This window comes from Bradyrhizobium sp. USDA 10063 (assembly GCF_054063735.1).
The window spans coordinates 7,068,051-7,081,749 of record NZ_JBSSGP010000002.1 but is presented as its reverse complement, the minus strand read 5'-3'; the positions used below and the strand labels follow the sequence as shown (position 1 = coordinate 7,081,749).

At 58.2% G+C, this 13,699-nt stretch carries 12 protein-coding genes and 3 pseudogenes; 5 read left to right on the top strand and 10 right to left on the bottom strand.

The window, feature by feature from the left end:
* Positions 1-61: 61 nt before the first annotated feature.
* Positions 62-1,000, top strand: coding sequence for a hypothetical protein (locus ACVJGD_RS35430; protein ID WP_456638542.1), 939 nt, complete (start codon positions 62-64; stop codon positions 998-1,000).
* Positions 997-1,431: a hypothetical protein gene (locus tag ACVJGD_RS35425; protein WP_456638541.1), complete on the top strand. Its 435-nt coding sequence runs from the start codon at positions 997-999 to the stop codon at positions 1,429-1,431. The genes ACVJGD_RS35430 and ACVJGD_RS35425 overlap by 4 nt, the downstream gene beginning before the upstream one ends.
* Before the next feature lie 502 nt (positions 1,432-1,933).
* Here the strand turns inward: ACVJGD_RS35425 and ACVJGD_RS35420 are convergent.
* The 5 genes from ACVJGD_RS35420 to ACVJGD_RS35400 form a co-directional block, all read right to left on the bottom strand.
* Positions 1,934-2,896, bottom strand: a complete 963-nt coding sequence (locus ACVJGD_RS35420) for a hypothetical protein (protein ID WP_456638540.1) — start codon at positions 2,894-2,896, stop codon at positions 1,934-1,936.
* On the bottom strand, positions 2,893-3,579 hold the full coding sequence (locus tag ACVJGD_RS35415) for a TauD/TfdA family dioxygenase (protein ID WP_456638539.1): 687 nt from the start codon (positions 3,577-3,579) through the stop codon (positions 2,893-2,895). Before ACVJGD_RS35415 ends, ACVJGD_RS35420 begins: the two co-directional genes overlap by 4 nt.
* Before the next feature lie 94 nt (positions 3,580-3,673).
* Positions 3,674-3,898: a helix-turn-helix transcriptional regulator gene (locus ACVJGD_RS35410; protein ID WP_456638538.1), complete on the bottom strand. Its 225-nt coding sequence runs from the start codon at positions 3,896-3,898 to the stop codon at positions 3,674-3,676.
* A 65-nt stretch (positions 3,899-3,963) separates the two neighbouring features.
* Positions 3,964-4,215 (bottom strand): DNA-binding protein, encoded by a 252-nt coding sequence (locus tag ACVJGD_RS35405; RefSeq protein ID WP_456638537.1) that lies wholly within the window; start codon positions 4,213-4,215, stop codon positions 3,964-3,966.
* Between the two features lie 9 nt (positions 4,216-4,224).
* Positions 4,225-4,806, bottom strand: coding sequence for a hypothetical protein (locus tag ACVJGD_RS35400; RefSeq protein WP_456638536.1), 582 nt, complete (start codon positions 4,804-4,806; stop codon positions 4,225-4,227).
* A 270-nt stretch (positions 4,807-5,076) separates the two neighbouring features.
* Here ACVJGD_RS35400 and ACVJGD_RS35395 point away from each other — a divergent pair.
* From ACVJGD_RS35395 to ACVJGD_RS35385, 3 genes and pseudogenes are all read left to right on the top strand, one after another.
* Positions 5,077-5,322: pseudogene (locus ACVJGD_RS35395) on the top strand (DUF1376 domain-containing protein); the annotation flags it as partial.
* 74 nt (positions 5,323-5,396) lie between these two features.
* Entirely contained in the window at positions 5,397-5,630 is a 234-nt protein-coding gene (locus tag ACVJGD_RS35390; protein WP_456640605.1) for a hypothetical protein, read from the top strand.
* Positions 5,631-6,441: 811 nt separating this feature from the next.
* Positions 6,442-7,527, top strand: a complete 1,086-nt coding sequence (locus ACVJGD_RS35385; RefSeq protein WP_456638535.1) for a hypothetical protein — start codon at positions 6,442-6,444, stop codon at positions 7,525-7,527.
* Positions 7,528-7,827: 300 nt separating this feature from the next.
* Here the strand turns inward: ACVJGD_RS35385 and ACVJGD_RS35380 are convergent.
* The 5 genes and pseudogenes from ACVJGD_RS35380 to ACVJGD_RS35360 all read right to left on the bottom strand — a co-directional run.
* A pseudogene (locus tag ACVJGD_RS35380) lies at positions 7,828-7,905 on the bottom strand (SEC-C metal-binding domain-containing protein); the annotation flags it as partial.
* A gap of 2,373 nt (positions 7,906-10,278) precedes the next feature.
* Positions 10,279-12,264 carry an ATP-binding protein gene (locus ACVJGD_RS35375; protein WP_456638534.1) on the bottom strand — a complete coding sequence of 662 codons (1,986 nt, stop codon included), beginning with the start codon at positions 12,262-12,264 and terminating at the stop codon, positions 10,279-10,281.
* A gap of 71 nt (positions 12,265-12,335) precedes the next feature.
* A pseudogene (locus ACVJGD_RS35370) lies at positions 12,336-12,518 on the bottom strand (SOS response-associated peptidase); the annotation flags it as partial.
* A gap of 52 nt (positions 12,519-12,570) precedes the next feature.
* Complete coding sequence (locus tag ACVJGD_RS35365) at positions 12,571-13,134, bottom strand: GIY-YIG nuclease family protein (RefSeq protein ID WP_456638533.1); 564 nt, start codon at positions 13,132-13,134, stop codon at positions 12,571-12,573.
* Between the two features lie 60 nt (positions 13,135-13,194).
* Positions 13,195-13,653: a hypothetical protein gene (locus tag ACVJGD_RS35360; RefSeq protein WP_456638532.1), complete on the bottom strand. Its 459-nt coding sequence runs from the start codon at positions 13,651-13,653 to the stop codon at positions 13,195-13,197.
* Positions 13,654-13,699 lie beyond the last annotated feature (46 nt).

Sequence of the window (13,699 nt, the reverse complement as noted above, 5' to 3'; positions counted from 1 at the left end):
TGCGATTTGTGACAGGATTGCTACCGTTGCATGTCAGTTCGACTACGCGGGAGCAGGCCCCATGAGTATGGAGTGGCGGGCGCGGCCAAATCCGGTGGTTCGGTGGTGGGGTCTGTTGACCCTGATCAGCGCCGCCAACATCGCGCTTTGGTTCTTGCTGTACGGCGAGTTCCACAAGCTTCCCCCGGGCAGCTTGGGCAGCACCTCCGGCAGCGAGTCCATGTTCCTGCTTTCCGCGGCCTATGTCTTTGGCTGCGCATTCAGGTCGCTGCTTCCGCGCGCGGATGTTCAGCGGATCTGCCTGTTCGACACCTGGCTGTCGAGTGTCTTCGTTGGCCGGTCCGTGGCAACCGTGGCCGAGATCTGCTTTGCGGTGCAATGGGCGATCATCCTGAACCAGCTCGGCGGGATGGCCGGCGCGGACACGACCTTGAACGCGGCGCGATTGATCGTGCCCCTGATCCTCATTGCCGAGTGCTTCTCATGGTACGCGGTGGTGTCCACCAACTATCTGGGCAACGCCATCGAGAACTCGATATGGGCCATTGCCTTCTTCGCGGTTGGCGTTGGCCTTTGCCGGCTCGTGCCTGAATACAACGGCCCGGTTCGCGTAGCCCTCATCGTCGCGATCGTGGGAATTGCCGGCTATCTCGCCTTTCTCATTACGATCGACGTCCCGATGTATTTGAGCCGATGGCAGGCGGGTCTTGCCAATGGCAGCAAGCTCCTCGGTTTTCTCGAGGGGCTCCATGACGTGAGCACGCGCTGGGTCGTGACGCACGACTTCGAGCACTGGAAGGACGAGATTGCCTGGATGTCGCTTTATTTCAGCGCAGCCGTCTGGGCCAGCCTCGCGCTTTGCGTCGTCTATTCGCTCGACGGTCATCTGCCGCAATATCGCACTGAAGCTGCGGCTGCGAATTGCCCTGCAGCGATTTGCAGCCTGCCGCAAGTTTCGCGCCAAGCCGACTATCGATATCGCGCACTGTCAGGCGCGTGAATGATGTGCCGGATTTTGGCGCGACCTTCGTCGACGATGTCCCATTGCGGAAGCGCGTCGTTTCTGAACCTGTGACCCGCAACGATGATTTCGTCTCCGTCAACGGCTTCAACCGTTGCTGGTTTCCGTATCCCGTCGTCGGTCGGCCCGCAAATCTGCAAGACAACCGGGTCGCCAAGCGCCAGCTTTGGCATATCCCCCTGCCACCAATATTCCTGCCCGCCGGGTTGGTATCATCGCAACCCATGATCGAGCAAGCGAAATGGCCGTCGCATGGGAGTATCCCTGTACTGCCGCGTGTGGACCGATGTCGTCAGGGGATGACGTCGTCATTGCGAGCGGAGAGTTCTCATTCGAATGTCAAACAGCTCTCCGCTGTCATCGTCCGGCTTGACCGGACGATCCAGTATTCCAGAGGCGTCCGAGCTTAAGTTGAGAGGCCGCCGGGTACTGGATGCCCGCCTTCGCGGGCATGACGATGGAGTGTGGTGAGAGAGTGTGAGTCCGCGTTCTCGCGGCGCGATGCACCCGAGGTTTGCGTCACTTTCCGCCCTCTCATTGAACAGAGGGCGCAGGGAAAGCCGGGTGCCGGTTGCACCCGTGGGCCCCGTGCAACAAAAAGCACGGGGGTAGGACCACAGGTCAACCGAAGCAACTCCGGCTTTCCCTGCGCGATGGTTTACGGCTTACTTCGTGCTCTTCCCGGTGACCGGGCTTTCTTGCCACCGTCACCTGCGGGATACTTCCCGCAAGCTTAGCGCCAGCGTCGGGGCGCCAGAACCACACGGCTTGATGTCAAATCCTTTGTTCGGCCTGAGAAAATGGCGGAAATGCCTGGAAACAAAGCGCTTTTAATGTTCGCCGGAATGGCAAGACGGATGCACAAACCCGGCGGGCCCCAATAGGCCCTAGTTCAAGCGTCGGCACCGGCAATCAATAGGGCTCGTTATTGTCGGGTTCCCACCCGTCCTCATCGTCCTCATCCGGCGCGGCATAATACTCGCTCGCATCGTATGAAAGCGTTTGAATATAAACATCGCCCAGCCCTGCTGCTGTAAGTTGAGACAGCCCAGCAATCTTCATCCCGCAGGCAATGCACTCAAAGCGAGCCGGAAGATGCTCTTGCTTCTCGGTGATCAAATCCTCCTTGATCGTCTTTTGCGGAGCAGAAATCGAATCGCCAGTAACGATCGCGTCGGATTGGCACGCGGGACAGGTCACGCGATGGCCGCGCTGGCGCGTTGCCCATAACTTGGCCTGCGCGCCCAGATCATCGCGGTCTGACTGCTCCTTTTTCTCCCATACCAACTTATGTGCGTTGATCGTACCTTGAACCGCCTTGGCCGCTTCGTCGGCATAGGCCGCAACGACCTTTTCGGCCGTGTTTGCCTCGTCATTCCCAAACAGGTACGCCAAATCCTTATCGACGGACTCTAAGAGAACTTTCGACGCCTTATAGAAGAGTGGAAGCCACGAAGAGGGCTTTTGCCCATCAAAGCAAATTTCGCCGGAATGCAGTTCGGCATTTCGCTGCGATGTGTGGCGTTTGCAGAACCCCGCGATCTCGGTGTCAAAATCAGGAAGAATCGCGCTGAGCCTACTGATCACCTCTGCGGTGGGAATAGATTTCGGAATGAACTTTTTCGCTGTCGGTTCGTAGCCAAGCGCACTGTAGAGATTGTTCCAATCGGAGGTGTCCGCCAGCAAAGCTGGGCTAAAATCCGCCAGTGCCGCTCGAAGAAGATGTTCCAGCGTCAAGCTCGACCAAAGGGCAAAGCGCCAATGGTCGCGGTCCTCAGTCAGCATCGTTTCCGCGTAACGCTGCGCTTTAGCGAAGAAAGCATCGACATCCCAAGTTTTAGATGCTGGCGCGGTTTCGAGGGGGTGGTCGTTCAATACAAGCTCCGTAGATAGAGGCGTTCAATGAGTCGGTCCGTACAAGCTTCTGGTACGGCTGATCTGCCGTGCAGCATCCGCCAGTTGTCGATGACGAGCGTGTCGCCCGGTGAAGCCAGCGAAAAGGCTATCTGTCGCTGGTCACTGATTACCCGTCTTACGGCCCTCATGCCTTCGGCAGCGGTATCGGATGCGGGTACTATGAAAGTTTCGTCCCATCTCAAGAGCGAGCTGGTTTGCGCCCGCGATGGCTGGAAAAGCGGCATGAGCGAAAATCGACCGTTTAGCGGACGACGCGCGCGAACGAGAGAGCGTGCCAGCAGATTCGGCCCACATCGCGCGACGAGGTCGTTTCCGTCCAATAGAAAGGTAATAATCGCCTCGTATCCCCTGCGGCAGCGCAGCCAGATGTAGCGCGGCGGTTCAGGCCAGTGCGCCATATCAGTGTGCGGCGGAAAAATCCCAAGTCCGTATTGGCCGCTATATGTATTCAGAGGCGCTTCGGCACGGGGCTCAATCTCATGGGCTCGAGATGCTGCCTCGAATCGCGTAGCTAATTTTTGCTCTGAGAGAACCTGATCGGTCGAAAGATGAGGCTTCCACCTCCTTAAAAGCGCGAAGCCGCTTTGCTCTATTTCGCATTTAGCATCCCGCCAAACCGCGGCATCAACGAAGTGCGCCATTGATGAATCCCCCCGTAACATTCTATCGTTGAAAAATTGGATACGCGCAACCAAGTTCTAGTGGAGGATACCCGCGTGTTTTTGGCGGAGGCGCCTAGGACAGGCCAGACGAGACTCGCTGGCGCCGCCCTTTGCCGCGACCCCGGTTCGGGTTGAATTCGTCGACCACGGTCTGCCAAGCGACGATCTCATCCTCAAACCAAACGCGGCGGTTCGGGCTGATGTAAGTCGATCGCGGAAACCGGCCGGCTTTCTCCATCCTGTAGAGTGTGGTGCGACCGACAGGGACGATCTCCAAGACCTGCTTCTCGCTCAGCATGCGTCGAGGACGGGACCTATCCGATCCCACATCATGCGTTTCCGGTTCCTGTCGATTTGCTACAGTCATCGCGGAGTCCTCGCTCCGACCGAGCTACCCTTCGATCGCGTTGCCTTCTCTTGTTCGGCTATCCACGCAAGCAGTGTGCTCCGGCGACCGCAGATCACTTCGCCCAGCCGAAATAGCGGCAGGTTCGAATGTGCAGCCAAATGGTAGACGCGGCGCCGCTTGTCGGTTGAGCCGAACATAAAACGCGCGATTTCTTCTGCGCCTTCGAGCAAGTCGTCAGCGATGCAATCGTTTTCGCGCTCCTTCATGCCTTGCTCCTACGTTCGAAGCACATCGGCGACAGCCAGAATTGTGCGGTGAGTGATCCGCGTTCTGTCCCTGCGGTCGCCGTTGGCTTGGTTCGTTGCCTGTCGATCGAAAAAGCTGATGTAGTCGCTTTGACCGTGTGGACCCCAAATTCCGAGTAGAACCGAAGGAGTCGGTTTCTCGAACTCGACCTCTAACCGATAGTCCCTGTTCGCATATGGCCGCTTACCTAGCGCCTTACCGCGTGTGCCAAGAAGGGTAACGACCTTGGTTATGTAGTCGCCCAAGCATTCCCGCTTGGCCGCCGAGATCAGTTCTTCCAACTCGCTGCCGAATTGGCTTGGTCGACGCTTCGCTTGAAGCGCCCGATATTCTTTCACGGCGGCAGGCGCAGCGCGCGCCGTGTCCGCTGTGTTCGTGGCGATTAACAGGTTCGCCGCGTCTCGTTCCTCCATTCGCGCGGCCGAGGTTCCTCGCCCGGACGTCTGGATGAGCCTCTCTTCGCGAATAGACCGCGCGATGGCGCCGACGCGCTCCGGTTCTAATCCTTCCACAGTGGCTATCGCAGCCACCAACTGACTAAGTGTCGCCATGACGAGTACCCATTCGTAAAATTTGCCAATGGGCTCTGGATATGTCAAGCTCATCCGTAAAAGTTTCAGATGGTGTCCCGACTAACGCCTCCTGAAACGAAAAAACGCCGCCCGGCAGAAGGGCGGCGCTTCAAAATTTACTTCCGACCGGACGAAGGTCGGGACCTTGAGCGGCCCCCTTCATAACCCGGTCTATCCGAACCCCGCAACTGGGAGCCGGGCGATGAAATCTGTTACCCCGATCACCAAATCGCAATTCGGAGGGCCTTCATGACGAAGCTCCCCTCGATGCCGCTGTGGGTCGACGACTTGAGCGCCGATACCCTGCATCTGACTGACGCGCAGCTTGGCCTCTACTTGCGCTTGCTGATCCTTATCTGGAAAGCACCGCAGTGCCGAATTCCGAACGACGATGATTGGCTCGCACGCCACCTACGCAAGCCGGCCGCCAAGGTCGGGAGGGAAGTCCGTCCTCTAATCGATGAATTCTGCAAACCGTCCGGCAATTGGATCACGCATGTCCGTCTGCTCGACGAGCAACGGTACATCCGGAAAAAGGTGGAGAAGAACAGGGCTTCCGCTAACGCTCGGTGGTCAAAAGAGAAAAGGCCTTCCGAACGCACTACGACTGCACATGCGAACGCAATGCCACCTACACCTACACCTACACCTACACCTACACCTACACCTACACCTACACCTACACCTACACCTACACCTACACCTACACCTACACCTACACCTACACCTACACCTACACCCACACCCACACCCACACCCAAAGAAGAACAGAGAGAGGCTCTCTCTCCGCAGCTTGCTGGTAATTCAAACCGCGATACTCCCAACTCAGTAGCGAGCTCTAATCTACCGGAGTCGAGTGGCCGAGTGTTCGTTCCTCAGAACTGGCATCCATCGCGGGAGGACAGAGAATTTGCGATGTCACGAGGCTGGACGGCTGAACATATCGCCTACGTCGCCGAAAAATTCCGTACCTATTACGGGTCCCGTCCGATACCTCGCGACACAGACATCCCGGGGGCGTGGAGAATGTGGGTGCTCCGCGAGCAGGACAAGCCCACAGATAACACGCCGCGCGTCGCTGTATGACCACACCGAGACGGTTAAATCTCGATGCGCTCTCGCTAGACGAGCTAGCACGCCTGCGCGAGATGCTCCGTGTCCGGCCAGGCCAGCGCTCCTTGGAGACGCTATCCGCCATAGCCGAGCGGGACCGCTTGGTTCGCGAGTTGGCGGCAGAGTATTATCGCGGTCTCTGCCGCCATCAGCAATCGATGCGTATCCATGATGATCTTCTCCGCTATGCAGGCGGCCCTTGGATACGGACGCGCGCCGATGTCGAATGTCGTCACACCAACGATCGCCGACGACTATTCTGGGGCATTCTAAAATCACGCGGCGGGCATGTGCCGGCGGTGCGGACGATCGATGATATCCTTGGTCGGCGGCCAACCTGTCCGCCTACGTCATCACCATCTACAGCAGCTAGCTGGCGATGATCGAGCGGAGCATGCTCTACATTGCCGATATGCCGCGCGCCTTTGCAGCGAGCTACCCGGGTTTCGCTGCAAACGGGACGTGCTCTTATGCGCGAGTGATCATCAGCGAGGTACATCCATGACGCGCAACTCATTCCGAAATGAAGCCGGCATTCCCGTTGCGCCAGCCGGCTCGCCCTTGCACGCGGGGATCGTTCCCGGCTTTACACCCACGGTCCTCTTCCCGACGATCGGTGACCCGGGCGATACGCTGCCCGATGAGGCAGCGGAGCGATTGCAGACATCGCGGCGGCAGCACGACGAGGAGGCTGTTCTCGCCCGCGTCGGTTTCGAGTCATGGCAGGAAGCGCGCGAGGAGGTCGAGCGGCGTCGCATCCGCCTGAACCAGTTGCGCGCGCCACGCGGCGTCGCAGGCGGCGGCAATCTTACCGACGACGACCCCACTGTACTGGCCGAACAGGCAGCGCTGAGGAAGAAGGAAGCCGAGCTTGCGCGGCTCAAAGGCCAGGAGGAGCAGCACGCTGGTCGTCGAAACATCCTCGCCAGTCAGGTCAAGGCCGCCGAGGATTGGATCAAGCGGACGCCCGCCGGCATGGTGATCGCGATGCAGCCGATCGAGCCTCAACTGAAAAAGGGCGAGACCATCGTCGCTGCAATTGAGCGCCTTCGCCGCAGGGGGCGTGAGCTACGATCTGATCTCGATCGCACTCGTGCAGCGCCTTGGCCGAGCGCTATCGCAAGGGCGAAGATGCGGCAGCAGATCGCCGCAATGGCGGAAGCCGGTCGGCCACTCGCACATCACCTCGTCGATTTCGGCGAGCCGGTCATGTTCCCGACGCGTAGCATGCCGGTCAAAATCTACAACGCCACGGCGGGCGCGATCGGGTTTGCCGAAGGAGCGCCGGATGTGCTGTCGTTTGTCGCATGGCTGTGTCAGGACGCGCTGATCGCCGCGCTCGATCGCGAGATCACCGAGTCCTCCGATGACCCGAATGCACTGGATGCCGAGCAGCGCCGGCAGGCCGAGACGGAAATCCTGGCCGATCTTCTCGCGGTCGAGCGGGAGGAGGCCGAATTGGTTTGGCGCCAAGCCGCCGAGGGCGGGCCGATCATGCACCGGCCGGACATCGATCCGCAGGCGCTACTGGGCGTGCAATTGATCCCGGCGCCCTCGGCTGGCGCCCGCCCGGATGGTGCCCGGTGAGGATGCGCTGCCGTCCATCGAGCAGCGGCAGTGCACTGGCGCGGCGGCGGATGGGTTTCTTGGTTTCCCGTCTTGCTGCCGCGCCTTCGTCCAGCATGCCCATTGGCGGGCCGGTAAACGTGTTTACCCGCATTTACGCAAATCGCCCGGCCGGAGAGCCGCCGACCGAAAGACTCACCAGCGGCCGTTTACGGCGCGAGGAAGCAAAGCCCAAAAACACCCGGGCGAAATACGCGCAAATAGGGCGGTCGCGCGTACCCGCCCGCAGATTACCGATTGGTAGGACCCACCAAGCTGGAGCTATGCGCTGCGACCGTGACACCGTTTGTATTTCTTACCGCTCCCGCAGGGGCACGCGTCGTTCCTACCGATCTTGCCTTGTGCGCGTGCCCGTCCAAGACGTTCACTTTGCAACGAAAGGCTGGCTGCCTTGATGCGATCCAGTTCGGCGTTTGCAAGACCTGCGAGGGTTACGTGTTTCATTTGAGCGTCGATGAGAACACCGTCGTCGTTATATGTCAGTTCCACAAGGCGGCGGCTCGCTTCATCGCGGGCGACCATCACTGCGCGGACGTGATCCTCAGCTGGCTGACCGAGCGCGGGCGCCGAAGGCGACCAAACATACAGGGTCATCGCCATTGCCCCATAGATCGACAGCGGACGTGCTCTTTTTAGTTCCCTGTTATCGCGAAGCGCCTGCTCGATCGCTGCGACGAAGGTATCCCTAAATGCACCGGAACCATCAAGCAGAAAACTTGCCAGCTCAGAACGATGAGGCCTATTCGTCTGAGCCAAAAAACTGATGATCTCTGCCAGTTTGGGTGGCATTGATTGCTTCGGCAGAGTGGTTTGCTCGCCTCGGAGCCTAGCCGAAAAAAACTCGTCGATCGGAGTGCGGAAGCCGCCGAAACCAAGCCGATCGAACTGGTTCTCCATCATCTGTGCGGCAAATTGGCTGTAGTTGTTCTGTTCGATGTAGAGCCCGAGGTGATCCATCTCATCGTTGAGGTCTACATACTTGGACTGTCCGGCGCGCACCCGCTGTTCGATGAAGTGAAGAAAGACGAGTGGGTTATCAAACAGCTCGGCATAGACGCGCAGATCGTCGATCGAGAGAGGCCATACTGGTCGTTGGCCGATGCTGATCCCAAGCGAGGCAAGATGCTGGGCTCGCGCAGCAAGGTCCGTGAAGGCATCGAGCGTCACGGTACAAACCGTCACTTGCCGAAAGTCGCTGTGGCGCAATCTCGCGATCTCATTGTGATTGCTGTCCGCGATGGGGACCTCGGGTGCACTTTCAAGGTAATCGACAAAGCGACTGCCTTGACGCGCGGGACTTTGGAGCAGATTGCGAAGCGATGCCAGGTGAGCGGGCAAGTCGTTCGCGGGAGACGTGTAAGTAAATGCGCCACCCTTGACCTCGATGATGATCAGGTGATCATCGAAAATGAGAATACCGTCGGCTTCGTGCCATTGCGCCGGGCCAGAACCCGCTTTCCAACGATAATAGACCGGCCTGTAGATCGTGGCCCCCGGCAGAAGGCGACCCAAATAGGCAAAGGGCAATTCCTCTGACACAAGCTTTTGGCGGTCGTTCCAGATCTCCGTATAGCTCGGGTCGTGCTGAATTACGATGCGCCGCAGGACACGGTAGATGTTATCGAACAGGCTAAAGAAATCGAAACAGAGCACGCGCCCATCAATGCGAATGAAAGGTCGCTTCATTGTGGGCCAAATTCGTAACGGCCAGCCACGGAAGTCACCGGGCGAAAAGAATTCAGCGTCCTCACCCGGGGACCAAGTTAGCTGGTCGAGCAGCGGTTGAGGAATGGCGGTGTTTTTGGCAACATCGAACAGGTCCAAGCCAAGCAATCCACCGGCGACCTTTTCGCCGAGAAGAGCTAGTTCGCCATCTTCAAAGGCCTTTGCGTGGAGTTCTTCGACGTCCAATTCGGGATGCTGGTCCGCGAGTTTCTCGACTTGGTCGATCGTCTTATCGCGAAAGGCCGCCATGTCCGACGCAACTTCGACCAGCCCGCCAGTGAGTTTCGTCAGCACCTTGTCAAATTCACCGACCAAGGTGGTTGCGTCGATGCCAAATAGCCTTAGCAGAACGTCGGAGTGAGGACTAAGTACATCGATCAAGGCCTGTCTTTCATGGACATGGTAGCGCTTGCCTCGGATGTTTAGCCAAAGCATCTCAGCCCGCACGCGAAAGCCCTCGAGTTCCATGTCGAGTTGCGGGTCTTGGCTTCGGCGGTGCGCGGTCGCACAGGATTGATACTCGAGTGTAAGGCGCTCGAACAGTGTCCTCACGTCCGCCTTAAGTCTGATCCAATCCTCTTCGCTGACTTCGTCGGCTTCCTTGGCCGGTTTGACCGATGCAACGACACTTTGGACGTAGTCAACCATCCTCGCTGCCGCGAGTTGATCCATCTCGTCCTTTCTATCGCCGATACCGACCACAGCCGTAGCGAATTCCCACCAAGCCCGATGAAGGAGGCGATCTGGCGGTAGTCGCGCTATCTGGGCGGCGATGGATGACACCAGTGCATCGATCTCGGCAACGACGGTAGGAAATCGTGTCGCCATCTTGGTTTGGGCGGCCGCTACTTGTTCGGCGGTTGCACGCGAGCGCATGACCGTATTCTTCCCGAACCGGGCGATCTCTAACGGTCCTGCTGCGAAATAGTCGTCCGGCTTTACGAACCGTCTCCGCCCTTTCTTTTTCCGTGCCACAATGAACGCTCGCTATGCCGCATCATCTTCGCCAATCTCAATGCCTGCCAAATAGCGATCATATGTCGCCTTTAGGTAAGACACCGAGGCATCCTTATCCACGTTCGCTTGAAGATGTTCCTGGACGAAGCGTAGCCGCGCCTTGCATTCCGCGATGATTTCTGACCACGTTTTGACCCACACCTCGACAAGACCGTCTTCGGTTTGAGAGACCTGACCGCGCGGCTTGTCTTTTTGTCGTGTCCGCACTGATGCAAACTCATCCAGATCATTTGAGACAACCCAAAATGTCCAGCGCGTTCTAAGGCCGCGAAAGCGCTCGTCTTTTGCTACCGTGTACGCGTATTTCTCCACTTGCATAATCTCTTCACCGCCGATTACCACTGTCGGCCGCTTGAGCTCCACTACCAAGTGCTCGCGCTCATCCATTCGGTTTTGAGGTACCGAACGCGAGAGCATTAGATCAACGATGCCGGTCTTGCCGTCGATCCGCTTAACGGGCGCATCTATGACGATGTTATCGCCGATCAGTTGCCGATGCTTGCGTAACACCTCCGTAAGCGATTGATCGTCGACCGTCAGACTGAAATGCTCTCCGAACACCCAAGTGTTGCTTTCAGCCAGAATGCGGTGCAACTGGCTCCGTTCCCTCACCAATTTCTTGCTTTCCGGATCAAATAAGAGAGCCTCAAGGCCGTGAATGAACTTGAGGCGGTCGGCGACGAGCTTTGAGGCGCTGATGATGTTTCCGAGATCGGCATCTTCGAGGAGCTTCGCAAGCTCTTGTTGCTTGCGGGCTGGAAGGTCGAGGACCTCCTTAAGGATAAGCTGTAATTCATCAGGACCCCGCTCAATCGCCTGTCTCAGCATCCGAAGCTGTAGCGCCTTGGTCTGACGTGCCGCCTCCTCAAAGTCTGGAAGGTGCTTGTCGACATTCAGGGCAACAATCTCGAACACCTTCCGTTCAGCGATTTCAACCGGTGTCATCGGTTCATCGCGGTACGGATAAATGTCTTCCTTCTTCCATTGATCAATCTTGGAACGTGCAGCGGAAACTTCCAGCTTCTTGAAATGCTGCTTAATAACCTCGGCAACCTCGTCGAGCTTCTCCTTAATGGGCGCGCTCAATTCGGCCAAATCGAGCAACCCTTGTTCTTGGAGCAAATCCACGAACGACGATTTCAGGTAAGCAGCAAACTGGTGGCCTGACGTATGAAACGATGGTGATGTGCGGTGAAACGGAAAGCCGCTCTCTCCGCACAAAAACATCCACCGCTCGCACGGCATCTTCCACTCGATCAGTTCAAGGGTGACGGGATATTGCTTGCCGCCATCTAGAATGTCGGATAGCGGGAACGTTCTCCGACCTGCAATCAGTTCTTCCGGATCAATGCGCTCGTGCTCGACATAAATCGAAACATCTCGATACTCGGTCAGGTATAGTGCAAAAATCTGTGCAAGTGCGCCAGTGGCAAGCGGCGGTTCTAGGGATCGATATGCGCGATCTAGTTCGCTAACTCGCACCTCGACACCCGTTGGAAGTGCGGTGTCGACTTTGACCGGTTCTGATACTCTCACATCTACGAGATCATCACGGATCAGGGACAGTGTGTAACGATACGGCTGTCCACGTTCGTCCTTATAAATGATCGTCCAGTCTGCAACGCGACCCAGCCCCAACGCCTTAAAGCGCCCCTTGCCCTCCTTACCGTGCAAAATGCGCGATTTGGTTTTCGACCGGGCACCTCGCGCCTTCCATGACCCACCCAATTTGCCAAAAAGCTGTTCGATTTCGTCGTGTGGGATGCCGTGGCCATTGTCCCGCACGACTATTGCCCGCAATCCTAGTTCGTTTGCCTCTAGCTCAACGTCAACGCGGGTTGCATCTGCGTCACAGGCGTTCCAAATAAGTTCGGCCAGCGCTGGAATGGGTCTGGCCGCAGTTAACCGCTTAATGTGGTCGCTCTCAACTTGGACTTTGAAGTGCATCTCTCCCATGGACGATCCCGTCAGGTTCTTGCTCGAGGCGTCCTTCTACCAGTGCTTGCAGCATGGGTATAGTGCCCTTACTAAGCCGCAGCGTTATCCTCCTTCTCAGCACCCCGCGTCACGATCTCTAGTGCGTCATCCGGCAGCGGTCGCTGCAAAGCCTTGGCCTCATCCCACGGCCGCCGCATCCAAACGTCGCGCTCCTCGTCCGTGGTCAGGATCACCGGCATTGCCTTGGGATGGATCGGCGGGACAGTCGCGTTGCCTCGGCGGCGAAAAAACCGAAAACAAGGTCCCTAGTGATCTTTGTAGTCATCACCGCGCGCTTCGCACATTCCAAGGTAGATTGTATTTCTTTATCAGGCCCAATTCCAACCCGGCACTACCATGGACCGGCAGGCCATTCCACTCGAAATCGGGTGGCGTCGCCGTGTACACGTCGATGTGCGGCACGATCTTTAGCTCGCTCTTGAGCATTTCATTGAGCCGAAGATTGGTGATCTGACCCGGACCGGGCTTTGCGTACCAATAGAGCCGTTTGGCAAGGCCGATCGTTGCCACGCCAACATAGAGCACGGTCTCCTCGCGCGCGAAGGCGTAGACGCCGACCTCCTTCGGCACAGAGCGATCCAAAGCCAATTGTGCGGACACGGAAAGCTTCCAGCGCGCTGACAGACCAAAGCCACCAGCGAGCAATTCCGCTGCGGTCAGAGGTGGTCTGGATCGAGGGAGCCCACCGTCAGCGAACCCTGGCTTTACGCCGCCAGAATTGTGCAGGACGCCATAAGCATGCTGATACCGAATACCCAAGCGCCGGGCGATCTCGGCCGTGCTCAGGCCCTCGCCCGCGAGAGAACGAATTTGATCCGAGGTGGTCATTCTTGCCCCACAGCGGAACGAGCATGACCTGAATTTTCCGTCAGGGCAAGGCGCGCTTTATCAGACCGCAGCCCTCTGTTGCGCCGCATAGATGTGCCTGCGGTGATCGTAGCTCTCGGCCGGATCGTGGCTGTCGAAGGCCGCACCGCACGCGCAGCGCATCACCGAGTTGGGCCGTTGGCTCGGCAGGTTCTCGCCGCGCGCCCACGCAGCGTACTTCCGCGCTGTCCAGTCGTGCTGCCGCCGCCACGCCTCGAAGTCGGCCTCGGTGCGCTTGAGCAGGAAGATCGCCCACGCCGCTTCGAACGCGGCCCGCGCGCTCACGAAGGTCGCGGCGGTGCCCGAGGCGCCGTCACCGGGATTGGAGCCGGGATAGAAGCCGCAGCGCCACTGCCAAGGGTCGGTGTCGGTGGGCTTGCCGCTGCGCCGCCGGACGGTGCCGACATGGACATCGCCGAAATAGATCAGCCAGCTTTCCTGGCGGGCGTCGAGATCGCGGCGGCGGGTAAGAACGGGCATGGCCGCCATCAAACCGCACGCCGGATCGATCGGCAAATTATCATGC